Annotated in this window: 12 protein-coding genes; 9 read left to right on the top strand and 3 right to left on the bottom strand. The window is 35.8% G+C overall.

Annotation, left to right across the window (positions count from 1 at the left end):
• Positions 1-9: 9 nt before the first annotated feature.
• Positions 10-2,841 (bottom strand): excinuclease ABC subunit UvrA, encoded by a 2,832-nt coding sequence (gene uvrA, locus GFO_RS09705; RefSeq protein ID WP_011709933.1) that lies wholly within the window; start codon positions 2,839-2,841, stop codon positions 10-12.
• 349 nt (positions 2,842-3,190) lie between these two features.
• Here uvrA and GFO_RS09700 point away from each other — a divergent pair, with 349 nt between their 5' ends.
• The 7 genes from GFO_RS09700 to GFO_RS09670 all read left to right on the top strand — a co-directional run bounded on the left by GFO_RS09700 (position 3,191) and on the right by GFO_RS09670 (position 14,202).
• Positions 3,191-4,234 (top strand): helix-turn-helix transcriptional regulator, encoded by a 1,044-nt coding sequence (locus GFO_RS09700; RefSeq protein ID WP_011709932.1) that lies wholly within the window; start codon positions 3,191-3,193, stop codon positions 4,232-4,234.
• Positions 4,235-4,634: 400 nt separating this feature from the next.
• Entirely contained in the window at positions 4,635-6,119 is a 1,485-nt protein-coding gene (locus GFO_RS17300) for a hypothetical protein (protein WP_011709931.1), read from the top strand.
• A 125-nt stretch (positions 6,120-6,244) separates the two neighbouring features.
• A complete protein-coding gene (locus tag GFO_RS17295; protein WP_011709930.1) occupies positions 6,245-8,200 on the top strand; it encodes a thrombospondin type 3 repeat-containing protein in 1,956 nt (651 codons plus the stop codon).
• A gap of 119 nt (positions 8,201-8,319) precedes the next feature.
• On the top strand, positions 8,320-9,303 hold the full coding sequence (locus GFO_RS09685; RefSeq protein ID WP_011709929.1) for a hypothetical protein: 984 nt from the start codon (positions 8,320-8,322) through the stop codon (positions 9,301-9,303).
• A 92-nt stretch (positions 9,304-9,395) separates the two neighbouring features.
• Positions 9,396-11,345 (top strand): thrombospondin type 3 repeat-containing protein, encoded by a 1,950-nt coding sequence (locus GFO_RS17885; RefSeq protein WP_011709928.1) that lies wholly within the window; start codon positions 9,396-9,398, stop codon positions 11,343-11,345.
• Between the two features lie 450 nt (positions 11,346-11,795).
• Positions 11,796-12,839 (top strand): M12 family metallopeptidase, encoded by a 1,044-nt coding sequence (locus GFO_RS09675; RefSeq protein WP_011709927.1) that lies wholly within the window; start codon positions 11,796-11,798, stop codon positions 12,837-12,839.
• A gap of 232 nt (positions 12,840-13,071) precedes the next feature.
• Positions 13,072-14,202: a M12 family metallopeptidase gene (locus GFO_RS09670; RefSeq protein WP_011709926.1), complete on the top strand. Its 1,131-nt coding sequence runs from the start codon at positions 13,072-13,074 to the stop codon at positions 14,200-14,202.
• A gap of 46 nt (positions 14,203-14,248) precedes the next feature.
• Here GFO_RS09670 and GFO_RS09665 read toward each other — a convergent pair whose 3' ends face one another.
• Positions 14,249-14,842 carry an acyl carrier protein phosphodiesterase gene (locus GFO_RS09665; protein WP_041250078.1) on the bottom strand — a complete coding sequence of 198 codons (594 nt, stop codon included), beginning with the start codon at positions 14,840-14,842 and terminating at the stop codon, positions 14,249-14,251.
• 140 nt (positions 14,843-14,982) lie between these two features.
• On the opposite strand from GFO_RS09665, the gene glmM reads away from it, so the two are divergent.
• Positions 14,983-16,368: a phosphoglucosamine mutase gene (gene glmM / locus GFO_RS09660; protein WP_011709924.1), complete on the top strand. Its 1,386-nt coding sequence runs from the start codon at positions 14,983-14,985 to the stop codon at positions 16,366-16,368.
• On the opposite strand, the gene GFO_RS09655 is transcribed toward glmM, so the two are convergent.
• A complete protein-coding gene (locus GFO_RS09655) occupies positions 16,365-17,270 on the bottom strand; it encodes a lysophospholipid acyltransferase family protein (protein WP_011709923.1) in 906 nt (301 codons plus the stop codon). The genes glmM and GFO_RS09655 overlap by 4 nt on opposite strands.
• 52 nt (positions 17,271-17,322) lie before the next feature.
• On the opposite strand from GFO_RS09655, the gene GFO_RS09650 reads away from it, so the two are divergent.
• Entirely contained in the window at positions 17,323-17,970 is a 648-nt protein-coding gene (locus tag GFO_RS09650) for a rhomboid family intramembrane serine protease (RefSeq protein ID WP_011709922.1), read from the top strand.
• Positions 17,971-17,990: the final 20 nt, after the last annotated feature.

Genomic DNA, 17,990 nt, shown 5'->3' with positions numbered 1-17,990 from the left:
TATTTTTGGTTATTTTAATTCCTTTTTCAGGAACTTCGCTGTATAGCTTTTCTTATTTTTAATAATTTCTTCAGGAGTGCCAGTAGCTACAACTTCGCCACCACCTTTTCCGCCCTCATAACCTATGTCTATAATGTAGTCTGCTAACTTAATAACATCCATATTATGTTCAATGATTAATACGGTATTTCCTTTATTGGTTAGGCTGTTAAGAACATCCATTAAAACTCTAATGTCTTCAAAGTGCAAACCAGTTGTTGGCTCGTCTAATATATAGAAAGTATTTCCGGTATCTCTTTTTGAAAGTTCTGTGGCAAGTTTAATTCGTTGTGCTTCTCCGCCAGATAGTGTGGTAGATTGCTGTCCCAGACTAATATAACCAAGACCTACATCCTGAATGGTTTTCAGTTTCCTATAGATTTTTGGAATATTTTCAAAGAATGGAGTAGCTTCATCAATAGTCATTTCAAGAATATCTGCAATAGATTTTCCTTTATAGCGAATCTCCAGTGTTTCCCGGTTGAAACGTTTTCCCTGGCAGGTTTCACATTCGACATAAACGTCTGGCAGAAAATTCATTTCTATTACCCTAAGTCCGCCACCTCTGCAGGTTTCGCATCTACCGCCTTTTACATTGAAACTAAAACGACCTGGTTTGTATCCTCTTATAAGTGACTCAGGTGTTTTTGCAAAAAGGCTTCTTACTTCTGAAAATAGCCCGGTATAAGTTGCCGGGTTAGATCTTGGAGTACGGCCAATAGGACTTTGGTTGATATCGATTACTTTGTCAATATGATCCAGGCCTTTAATGCTTTTGTAAGGTTTAGGTACTTTTACCCCATTAAAATAGTGGGCATTCATGATCGGGTAGAGTGTTTCGTTTATCAGGGTGGATTTTCCACTACCTGAAACTCCCGTAACCGCAATCATTTTTCCTAAAGGGATACTGATATTTACCTTTTTAAGATTATTTCCTGTTGCCCCTTTTAGTTCTATTTTCTTACCGTTCCCTTTTCTTCTCTTCTTCGGAACAGGAATTTCTTTCTTACCACTAAGATAATCTGCAGTAAGTGTGTTGTGCTTTAATAATTCTGAAGGCGTTCCTTCACTTATAATCTCTCCGCCATGTTTTCCCGCCCTTGGGCCGATATCAATAACATGATCTGCTCTTTCGATCATATCTTTATCATGTTCAACCACAATAACAGTATTGCCTATATCTCGAAGTGACTCCAGAGAATTAATTAGCTTCTCATTATCTCTTTGATGAAGCCCGATACTGGGTTCATCTAGAATATAAAGTACTCCAACCAGTTGAGATCCAATTTGAGTTGCAAGTCTAATACGTTGTGCTTCCCCTCCAGAAAGTGATTTAGATCCGCGGTTAAGATTAAGGTATGTTAGTCCTACATCGAGGAGAAACTGAAGCCTCGTTCTTATTTCTTTTATAACCTCTTCTGCTATTTGTAATTGCTTTGCGCTGAGTTTTTTTTCAATTCCTTCAAACCAATTAAAGAGATCGGTAATATCAAGATGGGCTAATTCAGCAATATTCTTATTGTTGACTTTAAAATAGAGCGCCTCTTTTTTCAACCTTGATCCTTCACATACGGGGCATACCACTTTGTCCATATATTCTTTGGCCCATCTTCTTAATGAAGTTGAATCATTATTTCTATAAGTTGTTTCAATAAAAGTTGCTACGCCTTCAAAATCTATTTTATAATCCCTGGTTATTCCTAATGCTTTCGATTCACGAGAGAACTTTTCTTTCCCTCCATAGAGGATCATGTCCAGAGCTTCTTCCGGAACCTTTTTAATAGGATCATTCAAACTGAAATCAAACCTTTCTGAGATCAATTCTAGCTGGGAAAAGACCCAGTTCTTTTTTTGAGGTCCATGTGGTGCCAGACCTCCATTTTTAATCGATTTTGATTTATCTGGAATAATTTTATCAATATTCACGGTATAAAGGGTGCCTATTCCATTGCAATTAGAACAGGCTCCTTTTGGAGAGTTAAATGAAAAGCTGTTTGGTTCGGGACTGGGATAGCTTATACCGGTCGTAGGACACATAAGATTTCTGCTAAAATATCTAATGTTTCCAGTATCCTGTTCAAGGATCATTAGCGAATCATCACCATGATACATGGCAGTTTTAATACTTTCGTCAAGTCGTTTATCAGAATCTGGTTTGTTTTCTATCTTCAGTCTATCTATAACGATCTCGATATCGTGGGTTTTATAGCGGTCAAGCTTCATTCCCTTTTCAATATCAACTACTTCTTCATCTGTTCTAACTTTAATGAAGCCCTGTTTTGCGATCTGTTCAAATAATTCCCGGTAATGCCCCTTTCTACTTCTTACAACAGGCGCCAGAATACTAACCTTCTTGTTTTGAAATTTTTCCAGGATAAGATCTTTGATTTGAGAGTCGGTATAACTAACCATTTTCTCACCGGTATTATAACTATAAGCTTCAGCACCTCTTGCAAATAACAGGCGAAGAAAATCATAGATCTCGGTAATAGTACCTACAGTACTTCTAGGGTTCTTAGAGGTAGTTTTTTGTTCTATAGCAATAACTGGTGAAAGGCCTTCGATTTTATCTACATCAGGTCTCTCCAGGCTTCCTAAAAATTGCCTGGCATAAGCCGAAAAGGTTTCAATATACCGCCTTTGTCCTTCGGCATAGATAGTATCAAAAGCCAGGGATGATTTACCAGACCCTGAAAGACCTGTTATAACAACAAGTTTTTCTCTTGGAATATTAACATCTATATTTTTTAGATTATGAACCCGGGCTCCGAGTACTTCAATTCTATCTTCAGTTTTTGCCATAAATTTTTTCAAGGTGGCAAAGTTACTTATTGTATTATTATTTAGAAAGCTATTGTCAATCTACTGATGTTAAGATAGCTGTAAATTTTGACGCAATAGCTTACAGTAATTAAATTAAGCAGAAGAATTTAAAATATTAAAAAGGATTAAGGAATGATCTTTGGATCCTAAAATGTTGCTTTTGTCTTTTTTTTAACTATTTGAATGTCAGTATAATATTACTACAATTTTTACTGAATATAGGTGAAATCACCTATATTTGAGATACTCCAAAACCCCTATCCCAAATCTTGTTTTTTGAAAATTAAGGACATCTAATGACGTCTGGAATACATACCTAAGTATTCAAATGAAGATTATTAATATTATTAATTGTGGATTGAAGATGGATAAAAAACAACTTCTAATTGTAAGTAGGGATCAGGATCTTATAGATACACTTATCTCACAGGTAAATGCCAACTATGAGATCACCTCCGAAAAGTCTATTCATGTAGCTTACAATATTGCTCTCAATCTTTTACCGGATACTATTTTCTTTGACAAGACTTCTTACAATAAAACTTCGGACTTCAGAAATCTTAAAAACTTTAAGTCGACTCATTTCCTTGCGAAAAGTTTCCTTATAGTATATGGTAGAAATAAAGATCTACTGATCATGAAGAAAAGATATAAATCTTTGATAGATGAATATCTTCCCGAAAAGATGAAGATGGATCATATAGCTTCAATAATCCTAAAGAACAGTGCGCCAAAAAATTTCAATTACTGGCATGATTGCTTTATGGGGCTATTTAATTTAATGGCGCAGCCAATTGTTTTGCTACAGCAGAATAATATTATCGCTATGAATGATGCCTTCAAAAATACTTTCAGAATTGAAAATGCAGAGGGTTTGAAACTTACTGATTTGGTAAATATTGAAAATAAAGCAAAGGTAAAAACCAGTCTAAGGAATTTTGCTCGTGGCAAGCATATGAAAGCTGTGACCACCACTTCGTTATTGATTCATCATGACAAATTAAGAAATGCCAAGATCAGTTTTTCTAAGTTGAGCCGAAACATAACAGATCAATTCATTATGCTAATCGATTTTTCTGGAGAAGAATATTTTATGGATGATAATATCGGGACCCATGCAGATCAGGTTGAAAAATGTTTTAAAGAGAATAGTGAATTAACTGATTTCAGCTTTACAAAAAGAGAGAAGGAAATTATAGGACTACTTTGTAAAGGCTATAAGACAAAGGAGATATCAGATACCTTGTTTATTTCTCCTAAAACCATTGAAAAGCACAGATCAAATATTATAAAGAGAACCAACTCAGAAACGATACTAGAGAGTGTTATTTATGCTATTAATCATAATTTGGTAGATTTCCCAATGTCTTGAAAAATATAAAATACACTGTTAAATAGGTGTTTAATTTGAATTTATAGGGGAAAACCCCCATAACTTAAACTGAAGCACTTTTGTAAATTTACATAACTCAATATAGAATAGTCCCCCCTTAGATATATTGAACCTACACGTAGCCCCCAAATCTTATAGTTTTTTTTATTGATACATTTTTCTCCCATAGGGAGTGCTGTACATATATTTTATTAACCATTCTAAATATTTATTAACCAATACTGCTAATTATGAAAACTTAGTTATTCCTAAAGGCTACATAGTTGTAGCAATCCAATTTTAAAATACTGAAACTTATTCCTCGTGGACTATTGTACCATGAACGGAACAGATCGTTTATTATCCATTCTAAATATTTATTAACCAAAACTTTGTAATTATGAAAAGAATTAAAAATTATTTAGCGTTTTGCTCAATATTCGCGCTTTTACTGGCCGGATGTAGTAAAGAAGAGACTGGTGAAGTGCCGGGAGATCCGGCTTCTAATGCCACACTCTCTTTTGGAGCAATTCTAAATCAGGCTGAAAGAGCTCAGGCTGCACAAAAAGCTCATTTAGCTGATTTTCCAGTTTGTTCTGAAGCAACACCAGATCATGTACGTTACGTATTATCTGGTCCTGTAAACGTTGGAACATTGCAAAATCCTGCTGAAGTTGATATTAGTCCAAATCCAGGGGACTATGATGATGATGGAGAAGATGAGTTTTTCACTCTTGAATCTGATGACTTAGAGCTTCCGGAAGGTACCTATACCCTAGAATATTTCGCGGTCTATGACGATGAGGATAACCTAATATGGGTTGCTCCGCTAGCAGGCGAGGAATTAGCTAATTATGTAGATAATCCAATTTCTGCTGATGGATTCTTTTTGTCCGCAGGAACAAAAAAATATTTAGACGTAGACGTTTTATGTTATGACAAACGTATTGTTAATGAATATGGATATTTATTTTTTGAGCTTGAAACTTTCAAGGCCTTAGACTTCTGTATTTTCGGAAACTATTGTGATGAAAATGGACGTCACTTTGTGGCTTCTTACAGTGTAGATGTATGGGTTTACGAAGACGGAGCTAAAGGAGAACAACTTTATAACGATGTGCCAAATAATGTCGAAATAGTAGATGGGGAACCAACTGCAGATCCGGTATGTTTTGCTTTGCCAGATACTAGTGCAGATGATGAGTATTACTTTGAAATTACGCTGTTAAATGGACCTGGGTATACAAGTGATGATGCCGGTACTGTAATTCGTCAGGGTGTTATTACCGAGGCTGAAGTACGATCATTCTTTGATGGAGATGATAACCTTGATTACTACCACTTTAGAGAAGGTATAGAGGATTGTGGAGATGATAACGTTCCAATTTTCCCAGACCCAACAGATGAGGCAATGGTTTATAAGTCTTGTTTAAAGTCTTTAAATGATTCGGGAGTTGTTGCTTTTGTATATGCAAAACTAGAAGGTAACAAACTTACTACAAATACTTATGGTTTTGATACTACTCCAAACCAGATGCATCCTCAGCACATTCATGGTTTCGCAGATGATAGCAATGCTACTTGTCCTCCTGAGAGTGCTGCCGATGACGATGAGGATGGAGACGATAGATTTATTAGTATACCAGAAGGGGCACCATTTTATGGTCCAATACAGTTAACGCTTAATTATGCAGATGATAGTTTCCCAATGTCTGATGCTAATGGAAAATTTGAGTATGAAAGAGTGTTCATGCTTAGCGGCGAAACTAGAGGTTTAATAGATCCGTTGCAGCGAAAAGCAGTCGTGGTTCATGGTAGAATGGTAGATGGCGAATATGTAGCGACTTTACCAGTAGCATGTGGTCAATTAGAGAGAACCAATTAAGATTGAAAATTAACTGTGCAATGCCAGTCAAATCAAGTTGATTAACTGGAAATATTTCAGCAACAAGGATGGTGTTGCACAGTTTTTTTAAAAAGTTTAAAAATTTCTAATCAAATAAATTAATTATGAAAAATATCAAAAGCTACATCGCTTATCTGGCAGTTTTTGCACTGCTGTTTACTTCATGTAGTAAAGAAGAAGGAAATCCAGGAAATCTGGAGACCCCAGAGGTAGCTTCGTTGTCCTTCGCAACGGTGCTTAATGATCTTACCAGAAGTGCTGAAAAGGCACACTTGAATGATTTTCCAGTTTGTTCTGAAGCAACACCTTCATATGTAGTTGTACAAATTAGTGGTGAGGGATATGATGGTCCTGCCTCTTTAGAAATCCCACTGAGTGATACTCCCGGGGATTATGATGATGATGGAGAAGCAGAGTATTTCACTCTGGAGAATAGTAATCTAGAGTTACCAGAAGGAAACTATTTACTTAATTTCTTTGCTGTTTATGATTCCGGAGACAATTTAATCTGGGTTGCACCTTCTACAGAGGAAGAAGGAACACTTGCAAATTTTGTGAACAATCCACTTCCTTTAAATATAAACCTGGTAGCTGGAACAAAAAAATATGTTGATGTAGACGTGCTTTGCTATGATAAACGTATGGTAAACGAATATGGATATTTATTTTTTGAGTTAGAAACAAACACCGCTCTGGACTTTTGCTTTTTTGCAAACTACTGTATTGGAGATCGTCACTTTGTGGCAAATTATAGTGTAAGTATCTGGTTAGGTGTTGATGATGATGGTACACCGTTATATACCAATATTCCTGCACCAATTAGTGCTGAAGGGGAATTCTCTGCAGCTCCTTTATGTTTCGCATTACCATCTCCTCCTGAAGGAGTGGACGAGGATGAACCATATTTATATTATGAAGTTACTTTAGAACCATGGAATGGATATTATCCAAATCCTGGAGATGATGTAATTACTGGGACACTTAGTCTTAATGACATCGAGGCCAATTTTGATGGAGAAGATAATGTAGACTACGAGCATTTAAGATTTGGATGTGATCCAGATCAGAACGTTTGTCCTGGACAGGATAATGATGATGATGGTCTGGGAGCTAGCTGTGACAATTGTCCAGATGAATTCAATCCAGATCAAGCAGATTCCGATAACGATGGTTTAGGGAATGCTTGTGACAACTGTCCTGAGGATAGCAATCCAAATCAAACAGATTCAGATGAAGATGGAGTAGGTGATGAATGTGATATCTGTGATGAAGGAGATGATACTATTGATACCGATCAAGATGGTATTCCAGATGCTTGTGATAGATGTCCAACATTAGGTGGGACTGAGAACTTCTTTGGATGTCCTAGTGATCCATGTATTGAAGGCGATGATTCAGATGGTGACGGTTACAGAGGATTATGTGATAATTGTCCAGATGTATCTAATGTAGATCAGGCAGATTCAGATCAGGATGGTGTAGGAGATGCTTGTGATGAGTGTCCTGGATTTGATGACGGAGAAGATATTGACGGAGATGGTGTTCCTAATGGATGTGATGTTTGTGAGGATGGAGATGATACAGTTGATAGTGATGGTAATGGAGTTCCGGATGATTGTGAGAACACTAATGGTGGTGGAGCATGTGAAACAGCATTTATGTTTGGTAATACTCCCATTAATTCCTTCTCAAACGCAAATAGATGGGGATGGGCAGAAAATTTTGATCAGTCAGATGATACCGAGACCTATAAAATTTGGGCTGGTGCAGGTCAAAATGACTTGAGTAAAGGAACTCATGTTGGAAATGCAACGGTAACCTTAAATGGAGACGGAGATGTAGAATTATCTATAAGTCTATTTTCCGGATTTTCGCTGGATGAACTGCACGTAAATTTAAGTGAAGCTCAACCATCAGGGAATGTTGCGAAAGCTCCAGGACAATACAATAGAAATGGAGAGGTAAATGCCAACACACTTAACTACACTTTCGATTTCAATAATACAGATGGAGATTTCTGGATTATTGTTCATACAGTTACTTGTGGAATTAATGATTAAATAAAAATTTGCCAACCGGTATTCCGGTTGGCATTTTAATAAACTATTAAACCTAAGCTTAATTTTAAGCGGATTACAATTTTAACCATTCTAAATATTAATACTTAAAAATTTGAATTATGAAAAAAATTAGAAATTATTTGGCTTCAGTAATCATTATTGCTTTAGTCTTTGCCGGATGTAGCAAAGAAGAAAATCCGGGTACAGTTATATCCGATGATAATATGGCAAGCATTTCTTTTGCTACCGTTTTAAATGATCTAACAAATAGAGCACAGCTGGATAAAGCACATGTTAGTGGTTTTCCTCTATGTTCAGATGCAATTCCTTCCTATGTTATTGTAACAATAACCGGAGAAGGTTATGACGGCCCGGAAAATTTGGAAATTTCAGTAAGTCCAAATCCTGGAGATTATGATAATGACGGAGAGGCTGAGTATTTTACATTGGAAAGTGATGATTTAGAATTACCAGAAGGTACTTACATCCTTACAGATTTCGCTGTATATGATTCAGGAGATAATTTAATTTGGGTAGCACCTAAAGATGGATCTACATTGGCAAATTATGTTGATGATGCTCTACCAACAATTATCAACCTTTCTGCTGGAACTAAAAAGTATGTAGATGTAGAAGTTCTTTGCTATGACAAACGCATGGTAAATGAATACGGATACTTATTTTTTGAATTAGAAACCAATGTTGCACTAGACTTCTGTTTCTTCGCTAACTATTGTGATGAAAATGGACGTCACTTTACAGCTATGTACAGTGTAAACATATGGTACGGGACAGACAGTAATGGAGCAGTTTTATATTCCGGTGTTAGTCCTGAGGGACAACAAACAGACGCTGGTGAGTACTTCACAGAGCCAGTATGTTTTGCATTGCCAATGCCTGCAGATGGTGTAGAGGATGATGAAAATTATTTGTATTACGAAGTTTCTTTAATGCCATGGGATGGTAATTATGCAACTCCTCCAACAATTGTTGAGTCTGGGATGCTAAGTCTTGATGATATCGAGGCCAACTTTGATGGTGATGATGATGTAGATTACGAACATATTCGTTTTGGATGTGATGATGAGGATGGACCTCAATAGTATTTGAAATTTTGGTATGAAGGAGGTTGATGGATGATAATATAATTCATAACCTCCTTTTTCACCTTATATAATTAACCAAAACAATAATTATGAAAATCTTTTATAAACTAATAGCAAGTGCGTTATTTCTCTGTATTTTTTTTACCTCCTGTACCAAAGAAGAATCAGGATCGGTAGTTGAAAATGACAGTGAAGTGGCAACGCTGGCTTTTGGAACTTTTGTTAACGATCTCAATAAGCAGATGCAACAGGCGAAAGATCATCTCAGTGATTTTCCGGAATGTTCAGAGGCAGTTCCATCTTACGTTGAGGTAAGACTTACTGGAGAAGGTTACACCGGTCCTGAAACGATCGAAATAGCATTATCAGACACTCCAGGAGATTACGATGATGATGGAATAGATGAATACTTCACTTTAGAAAGTGATGAGTTGGAATTACCAGAAGGTACTTACATCCTTACAGATTTCGCTGTATATGATTCAGGAGATAATTTAATTTGGGTAGCACCTAAAGATGGATCTACATTGGCAAATTATGTTGATGATGCTCTACCAATAATTATTAACCTTTCTGCTGGAACTAAAAAGTATGTGGATGTAGAAGTTCTTTGCTATGACAAGCGTATGGTAAATGAATACGGATACTTATTCTTTGAATTAGAAACAAACCTGGCACTAGATTTTTGCTTCTTTGCAAACTTTTGTGATGCAAATGAAAGACACTTTACAGCAGCCTATACAGTTAATATTTGGTATGGTATAGACAACACAGGTGTTTCTCTTTACAGTGGAGTAGGTCCGGAACCAATGACAAATGATGATGGAGAATATTATACTGAACCAGTATGTTTTGCCTTACCGGAATTACCAGATGGCTTCGATGAAGATGATCCCTATGTTTATTTTGAAGCAACCTTATCTGACTGGGAAGAAAATTACGGAGATGTAGATCCCTTAATGATCTCAGGAACTTTAAGCTATAATGATATCATGGCTAATTTTGATGGGGAAGAAAATGTGGATTATGAACATTTAAGATTTGGTTGTGGAGAAAATGGTGGTGAAGTAGGTTGTGACATAAATGATCCAACATTAGATTGCGATGAGGACGGGATAGACAACGGAGATGAAAATGAAGGTTGTAAAAATGATCCTGATCCAGATTGTGGAAATGAAACATGTACAACACCCACTACCTGGTATGAAGATTCTGACGGAGATGGGTTAGGTAACCCAAATAATACTCTGGATGATTGTGAGCAACCAAATGGTTATGTCGCCAATAATGACGATTGTGATGATACAGCTCCTGGTATAGGTGAAGAAACTATTTGGTATTTGGATGCTGATGGAGATGGATTAGGAGATCCTAGTGTTTCTCAACTAGCATGTGAGCAACCAACAGGTTATGTTGATAATAATGATGATGTATGTCCAGATGATTCTTCAAACACTTGTAATAATCCTTGTGCTCAGGCAGGCGGAGATGATGACGGAGATGGAATCTGCAATGATCAAGATAATTGTGATTCAGTAAGTAATCCAGATCAGGCTGATTTTGATAATGATGATTTAGGCGATGTGTGCGATCCTGATATAGATAATGACGGAGTTCTAAATGAAGCTGATAATTGTGACAATACTGTGGCAGGTGCATTAATAAATAGCTCAGGATGTTCTATTTGCGATACACCATTAGATGCTTATTTAGAAGGTGTTTCTGGAACTACTACAGTCACCCCAACAGCTTATCCGTTGGAGTTTCTTAACGGAACGGAAGTAGGGAATATTATTATTTCAACTACCACATCAGACGATATAGAAATAGTTATTGGGACGTTGGCAGGTTCTGAAAGAAGTATATTGGGTTATAGTATAATAATTACTCAAAATGGAAGTGGTACCCAATATACAGCACAAATGATGATAGATCCTAATCTTTCAACTGATGCTATTTTAATTGAAGTGCCAGATAGCTTTGAAACTAGTGAGTTTAGTGCTCAGATCGAAGTTATACTATGTGATTTAGATATTTAAGCAATCTTAATTTAACCCGTCTCAATTATTAAACCGGGGGGTGACTAATTTTGCGGGTTAAATACTCATTCCATTGTGGAATGTGTGGAGCTGTCCGGATCTTTTCCGGACAGCTTTTTTTTTAGATAAAAAAGGCAATATTCTTTTCAGATTGAAAAATAGCTCTATGTTAGTAACTGTATTACAGTAATATACAAGTGAGAAAAGACTTACTTAATTTTCGTAATACACTATAAATACTATCGTTTTAGCTGTTCATTGACATAAAAAAGACTATAAAATGCTTCTATTCCATTTACTTTCAATTATAATGAAACTTAAATCTTTGTAAGAATTTAACTGTTAAAAAATTAACTTAAAATTCAGTTAATTTAAATGGTACAAACTTTGTAAACCACTGAATAAAAATTGTTTAAATATTATAAACTTAAAATTAAAAAAGACCTACTTATGAGAAAATTGAAATTATTCTTCTGGCTACCAGTTCTATCAATAATGGCTTGTAGCGATGACCCCGTTTCAGAAGATATTCAAGTTGAAAATCAAAACCAAATCACAACTTCTAACTCAAACGATCCTTTAGTTGAAATAGCATTCCCTGAATCTAAAGGTTCTATTACAGATATTTATTATACTGGTATGAAAATGCCGGTAGAAAATGTAAATGGAAAGTATATCTATCAGGGAGATATAATTATTCCAAAAGGGAAGTCTTCTAAAAGCCCGGTAAAACTAGTATTTGAAAAAGGTGAAGATGTTCCAGAGAATAAAAGTGTTGGACGAACTTCAGCATACTGGACAGATAACGTTGTCTACTATGATCTTGATGGTAGTTTGCCTGATAAAAATAGGGTGTACGACGCAATTAGCCATTGGGAGGCAAATACAAACCTGGAGTTTGTAAAGCGTTCAGGACAATCTAATTATATTTACTTTACCCCAGGCTCAGGATGTTCTTCTTATGTAGGGATGACTGGAGGGAGACAAGAAATTACGCTTGCCAGTGCTTGCTCTACAGGAAACACAATTCATGAAATAGGTCATGCGGTTGGTCTATGGCATGAGCAAAGCCGTGTGGACAGAGATAGACATATCACGATTCATTTTGAAAATATTCAAAGTGGTAGAGGATATAATTTTGAAACCTATGCCAGTGCCGGTTATGATGGTGAAGAATTTACTACCAATCTAGATTTTGGATCTATTATGATGTATAGTCCTTATTCTTTCTCTAAAAATGGAGAGCCTACTATAACTAGAGCTGATGGTTCATTATATAGTGCACAAAGAAGCTCACTGTCAAGTGGAGATGTTCAAGGAGTAAACTCCATGTATCCTTCTACAGATGGAGGTTCTGAGACAAATTATATTAATGGTGAATACTATACTATAAATGGCTTAACAGTTATGTATTACTATGATTATTGGTACTACGAAAGTCCATTTGGATTGAAACGAGTTGAGTTGATAAGAGGTAACTGGTTTTACATATAATTAAATCAATAAACCCTTGATTTTAATTTAAGATCAAGGGTTCTTTATGTGTAAATTAAAGTGAAAACCACAGTTGGTGTGGAATATTTGCACAATTAGCATTTTTAACTTCCATAATGACACTGTTTTCGAAAATCGATAAAGTGTAAATAATGATCAATTAACAACTATTAATTTTTACAGATTGAATTTTAATCCAAATCGAATTCAATCTGCTCTTTAAAACCTACTTATGAAAAACCTAAAAATTCTTTTGGCTATTCCATTACTGGCTTTTATTTCTTGTAATGATGAAAATGTTTCAGATTCTATTGCTGAGAAAAATCAAAATCAATCAGTTTTTATTGATGAGATGACTGAAATTGCATTTCCCAATGAAATTGGGGTTGTATCCGAAATTTACTTTGCAGGAAGAAAACTTTCTGTAGAAGAGTTGCACAACAAGTATGTCTATCAGGGAGATATTTTCTTACCCGAATCAAATATTTCAAAAACACCTGTAGATCTTATTCTTGAAGCAGGTCAAGAGCCGGTTTCAACAAATAAAAGTGTTGGGCGTACTAAAAATTTCTGGCCTGATAATATTGTGTTTTATGAAATTGATCCTTCTTTGCCTAATCAGCAACGAGTATCTGATGCAATAAGTCACTGGGAGAGCAATACTGCAGTAAAATTTGTGCAACGTTCTGCAGAATCTAACTACGTATATTTCACTCCCGGAGGAGGATGTTCTTCTTATGTTGGTATGGTTGGAGGAAGACAACCAATTACCCTGGCTGATGGATGTTCCACTGGAAATACAATACATGAAATTGGTCATGCCGTAGGATTATGGCATGAACAAAGTAGAGCAGATAGAGAGCAGACGATCTCAGTTCATTTTGATAATATCCTTTCAGGAAGAGAACATAATTTTTATACCTATGTAGAGGCAGGTTATGATGGTGCAGAATATACTGCAGGTTTAGATCTTGGATCTATAATGATGTATAGCCCTTACTCATTTTCTGCGAATGGCCAGCCGACCATTACAAGAAAAGATGGCTCATTATATTCTGTACAACGTTATTCTCTTTCCAATGGAGATATTGAAGGCATAAATGTAATGTATCCTGGAGAAGTTACTGAACCAGAGCCTACTGAACCAGAACCGACCGAGCCTGAACCAACTGAGCCAGAACCAACTGAGCCGGAACCAACAGAACCTGAGCCAACAAATCCGGAGCCAGAATATATCAATGGCGAATGGTATGTTATAGAAGGGGTTATGGTATTGAGAAATAATGATACCTGGTTTGTTCAAAAAGGCAAAAATCTTAAAGAAGTGGAACTTATTAACGGTAGATGGAGATTCGTTAAATAAGTTATAATTTTTTTTTAAAAAATTAAGGCCGGTTTATCCGGCCTTTTTAAATGACCTCAATTTCCTCAATTTTTATGTCTGAAAATTCAATAATTTCCTCAAAAAAAGATTCAAACTCCTCTTCAAATTCTTCGTAATACAGCTTTAATTCTTTTACAGCTAAATTCATATTAGACTTTCTCCCGGTTCGTCTGTTCATACCCGAAAGTACTTTCTCAATTCCATCAATTTCAGCATAACTTAATAACCAGTTATCACTTACCATATAGGGTAAAAAATTCTTCACTTTTACCGGTAGAATCTCAAAATTACTTTCAAGTAGCTTATAAAATTGTTCGGTATAATCTCTCAAAGGAATCTTTGAATACTGATTCCAATTTGCGGCTAGAAAATGATCATAAAAAATATCTACTATAATTCCACTATAATGACCATAGATAGGAAATAATCGTTGAGTACTTTGTTTAAATATTGGGTGGGTATCTGTATAGTAATCTATAGCCCGATGAAGTATAATTCCTTTTTGTAAATCTCCGGGGTATTTCAGGTACTTTTTTCCTTTAATAGAATCGGCCATGAAATTGCCGATTTTCACCTGTTCGTTGTCTCCAGATAAGTAAATATGCGCCAAAAAGTTCATTAGGGGAAGATACAAATTAAAGAATAACAGGGTTAATTTTTGTTAAGTTTTGGAGAGAAGAAATACAGCCATGTATATTTGCTAAATATGGGAAACCCTGCGTTTTCTTTATAAAGAAGTTATAAATATTAAATAGTAGGATGACATTAATAAAATCTATTTCAGGAATAAGAGGAACCATAGGCGGAAAGACTGGCGATAACCTAACCCCTTTAGACACTGTAAAATTTGCCGCTGCATATGGTAGCTGGTTAAAAAAGGAAACAGGAAAAAAAGAATTAAAAGTTGTAGTAGGGAGGGATGCCAGGATATCTGGTAGAATGATCCAGGAATTGACCATGAATACCTTAACGGGTCTGGGAATAGATGTTATAGACCTTGGTTTATCTACAACGCCAACTGTGGAAGTTGCAGTTCCTATAGAAAAAGCTGACGGAGGTATTGTTTTAACAGCCAGCCACAATCCCAAGCAGTGGAATGCCTTAAAATTATTAAACAATAAAGGTGAGTTTTTAGATGGTGATGCAGGTGCGGAAATTCTGAAAATTGCGGATACTGAAGGTTTTGATTTTGCTGAAGTAGATGATCTTGGTAAAATAACTACAATTGACAATTATATTGATAGACATATCAAAGAAGTTTTAGAACTAAGACTTGTAGATGCAGATAAGGTTGCAAAAACTAAATTAAAAGTGGTCGTAGACGCAGTTAATTCAACAGGGGGTATCGCTATTCCTGCTTTGTTGGAAAAAATGGGAGTAGAAGTGATTGAGCTCTATTGTGAGCCAAACGGTCATTTTCCACATAATCCTGAACCTTTAAAAGAACACTTAAAAGATATCTGCGAATTGGTTAAAAAAGAAAAAGCAGATTTTGGAATTGTGGTAGATCCAGATGTAGATAGACTTGCCTTTATAGATGAGAATGGAGAAATGTTTGGTGAGGAATATACTTTAGTAGCCTGTGCAGATTATGTGCTGTCAAAAACTCCCGGAAATACGGTAAGTAATTTATCTTCATCCAGAGCACTTCGCGATATCACCCAGAAGCATAATGGAAATTATGAAGCAAGCGCTGTAGGTGAGGTAAATGTAGTGCAGCTTATGAAAGACAATAAAGCAGTGATTGGTGGAGAAGGGAATGGAGGGATTATTTATCCTGAATCTCATTACGGAAGGGATAGTCTCGTAGGAACCGCATTATTTCTTACTTATCTAGCTGAAAAAGGAAAAAAAGTTTCAGAAATAAGAAATGAATATCCTTCTTATTTTATGAGCAAAAATAAAATTCAATTAACTCCAGACCTTGACGTAGATGGTGTGCTTAAAGCTGTTGAGAAAAGACATTTAAATGAGGAAATCTCCACGGTAGACGGTGTTAAAATTGACTTTCCTGAAAATTGGGTGCATTTGAGAAAATCTAATACAGAGCCGATCATCAGGATTTATACGGAAGCTAAATCTCAGCAAGAAGCCGATGATCTTGCCCAAAAAATGATCAAGGAAATAGAAGCTATTATAGCCTAATTTATAATTTCGGCATTTTTAGGAATGGACTCATTACGATGCTTCCATCGTTTATGGGTCCATAAATAATATTCAGGTTTGTTATAGATTTGCTCTTCCAGATATTCAACAAATTTTCTGGTAATAGCATGTTTAGGCTCATTTGGGGCGTCTTCAGTAATCGGTTTTAGTGTAGCCTGATAATAGCCACGTCCAACTTTTTCTACATGAAGATATACAACAGCCATATCCATTTTTCTTGCCAGCCTGTCTGATCCTTCAAAAACAGGTACTTTAATTCCCATAAAGTTTACCCAGGTCCTTGCTCTACTAAGTTTGGGGGACTGGTCTGCAATCATGGCGTAATTTCCCAGAATTCCTTTCTCTCTATTTTTGAGTATTACTTCGGTGGTTTTATTGGTAGTTATCAATGTACCGCCAAATCTGCCTCTGATCCTTTTTGCAAGGTCATCAAATTGCTTATTCTTGATTTTCTTGTATATCCCGTAAGTTCTATATTTCAGACCGTAGAGCTGTAGGGCATTTATCCATTCATAGCTCGCATAATGACCTAGCATCACTACTAAACTCTTATCCAGACTTTCAAGTTTTCTTAAATATTCTACGTTAGTAAAGGTGAAACGTTTCTCTATTTCCTTTTCAGAAATACTAATACTTTTTATCATCTCCAGAAACATGTCGCACATGTGCCTATAGAATTTTTTCCGAATCTGCTTTATCTCTGATTCTGACTTTTCAGGAAAGACCAATTCTAAGTTATCACGAACCGTTTTTCTTCTATAACCAATTACGTGATAGACTAATATAAATACCATGTCTGATACTATGTAAAAGATTCGAAAAGGTAAGATGGAAATAAGCCAGAGGATAGGGTAGATCAACCAAAAAACTAATCCTTGCATAAAAATTCTTTCCGCAAATATATGGTATATTTGAAATTAAACTTAAGGAAATATGGGAGAATTGAGCTTAGCAATGCTCGTAATCATAGGAGTGAATGTTTTAATTTCTTTTAAAGGTTTTAGTGATCAGGCTTTTTTTAATAAATATAAATTTAATGTAGCTGATATTAAGGGTGGTGCGAAATATCAGATTTTAACTTCCGGTTTTCTCCACGTGGATACCAGTCACTTGTTTGTGAATATGCTTACCCTTTATTTTTTCGCTAATGTGGTGATCTATGGGATCGGAACTACCGCTTTTTTACTAATCTATATTGGAAGCCTGCTATTTGGGAACCTGGTCTCATATTTTTTTCATAAAAAAGATTATCAATATACCGCTGTTGGTGCCAGCGGTGCGGTAATGGGAATTTTATATTCCGCCATATTACTGCAACCAGATATGACTTTAGGACTGTTTTTTGTTATTCCCGTTCCTGCCTATGTTTTTGGAATAGGCTACCTATTCTATACTATTTATGGAATGAAACGAAGAACTGATAATATCGGACATGATGCCCATTTTGGAGGAGCGACAGGAGGATATTTTCTTACTATGTTGCTCGCTCCCTGGGTTTTTGAGAGTCATCTTCTTATGGTTGCTCTTCTTGCGATTCCAATTGTAATATTATTTTTACTACAAAGAACGGGCTATATATAGTTTGGTATTCTTCTTGGTTA

It is taken from the genome of Christiangramia forsetii KT0803 (assembly GCF_000060345.1).
Lineage (GTDB): Bacteria > Bacteroidota > Bacteroidia > Flavobacteriales > Flavobacteriaceae > Christiangramia > Christiangramia forsetii.
Note: the sequence above shows the minus strand (reverse complement) of the source record. Positions and strands in the feature narration are given on the sequence as shown.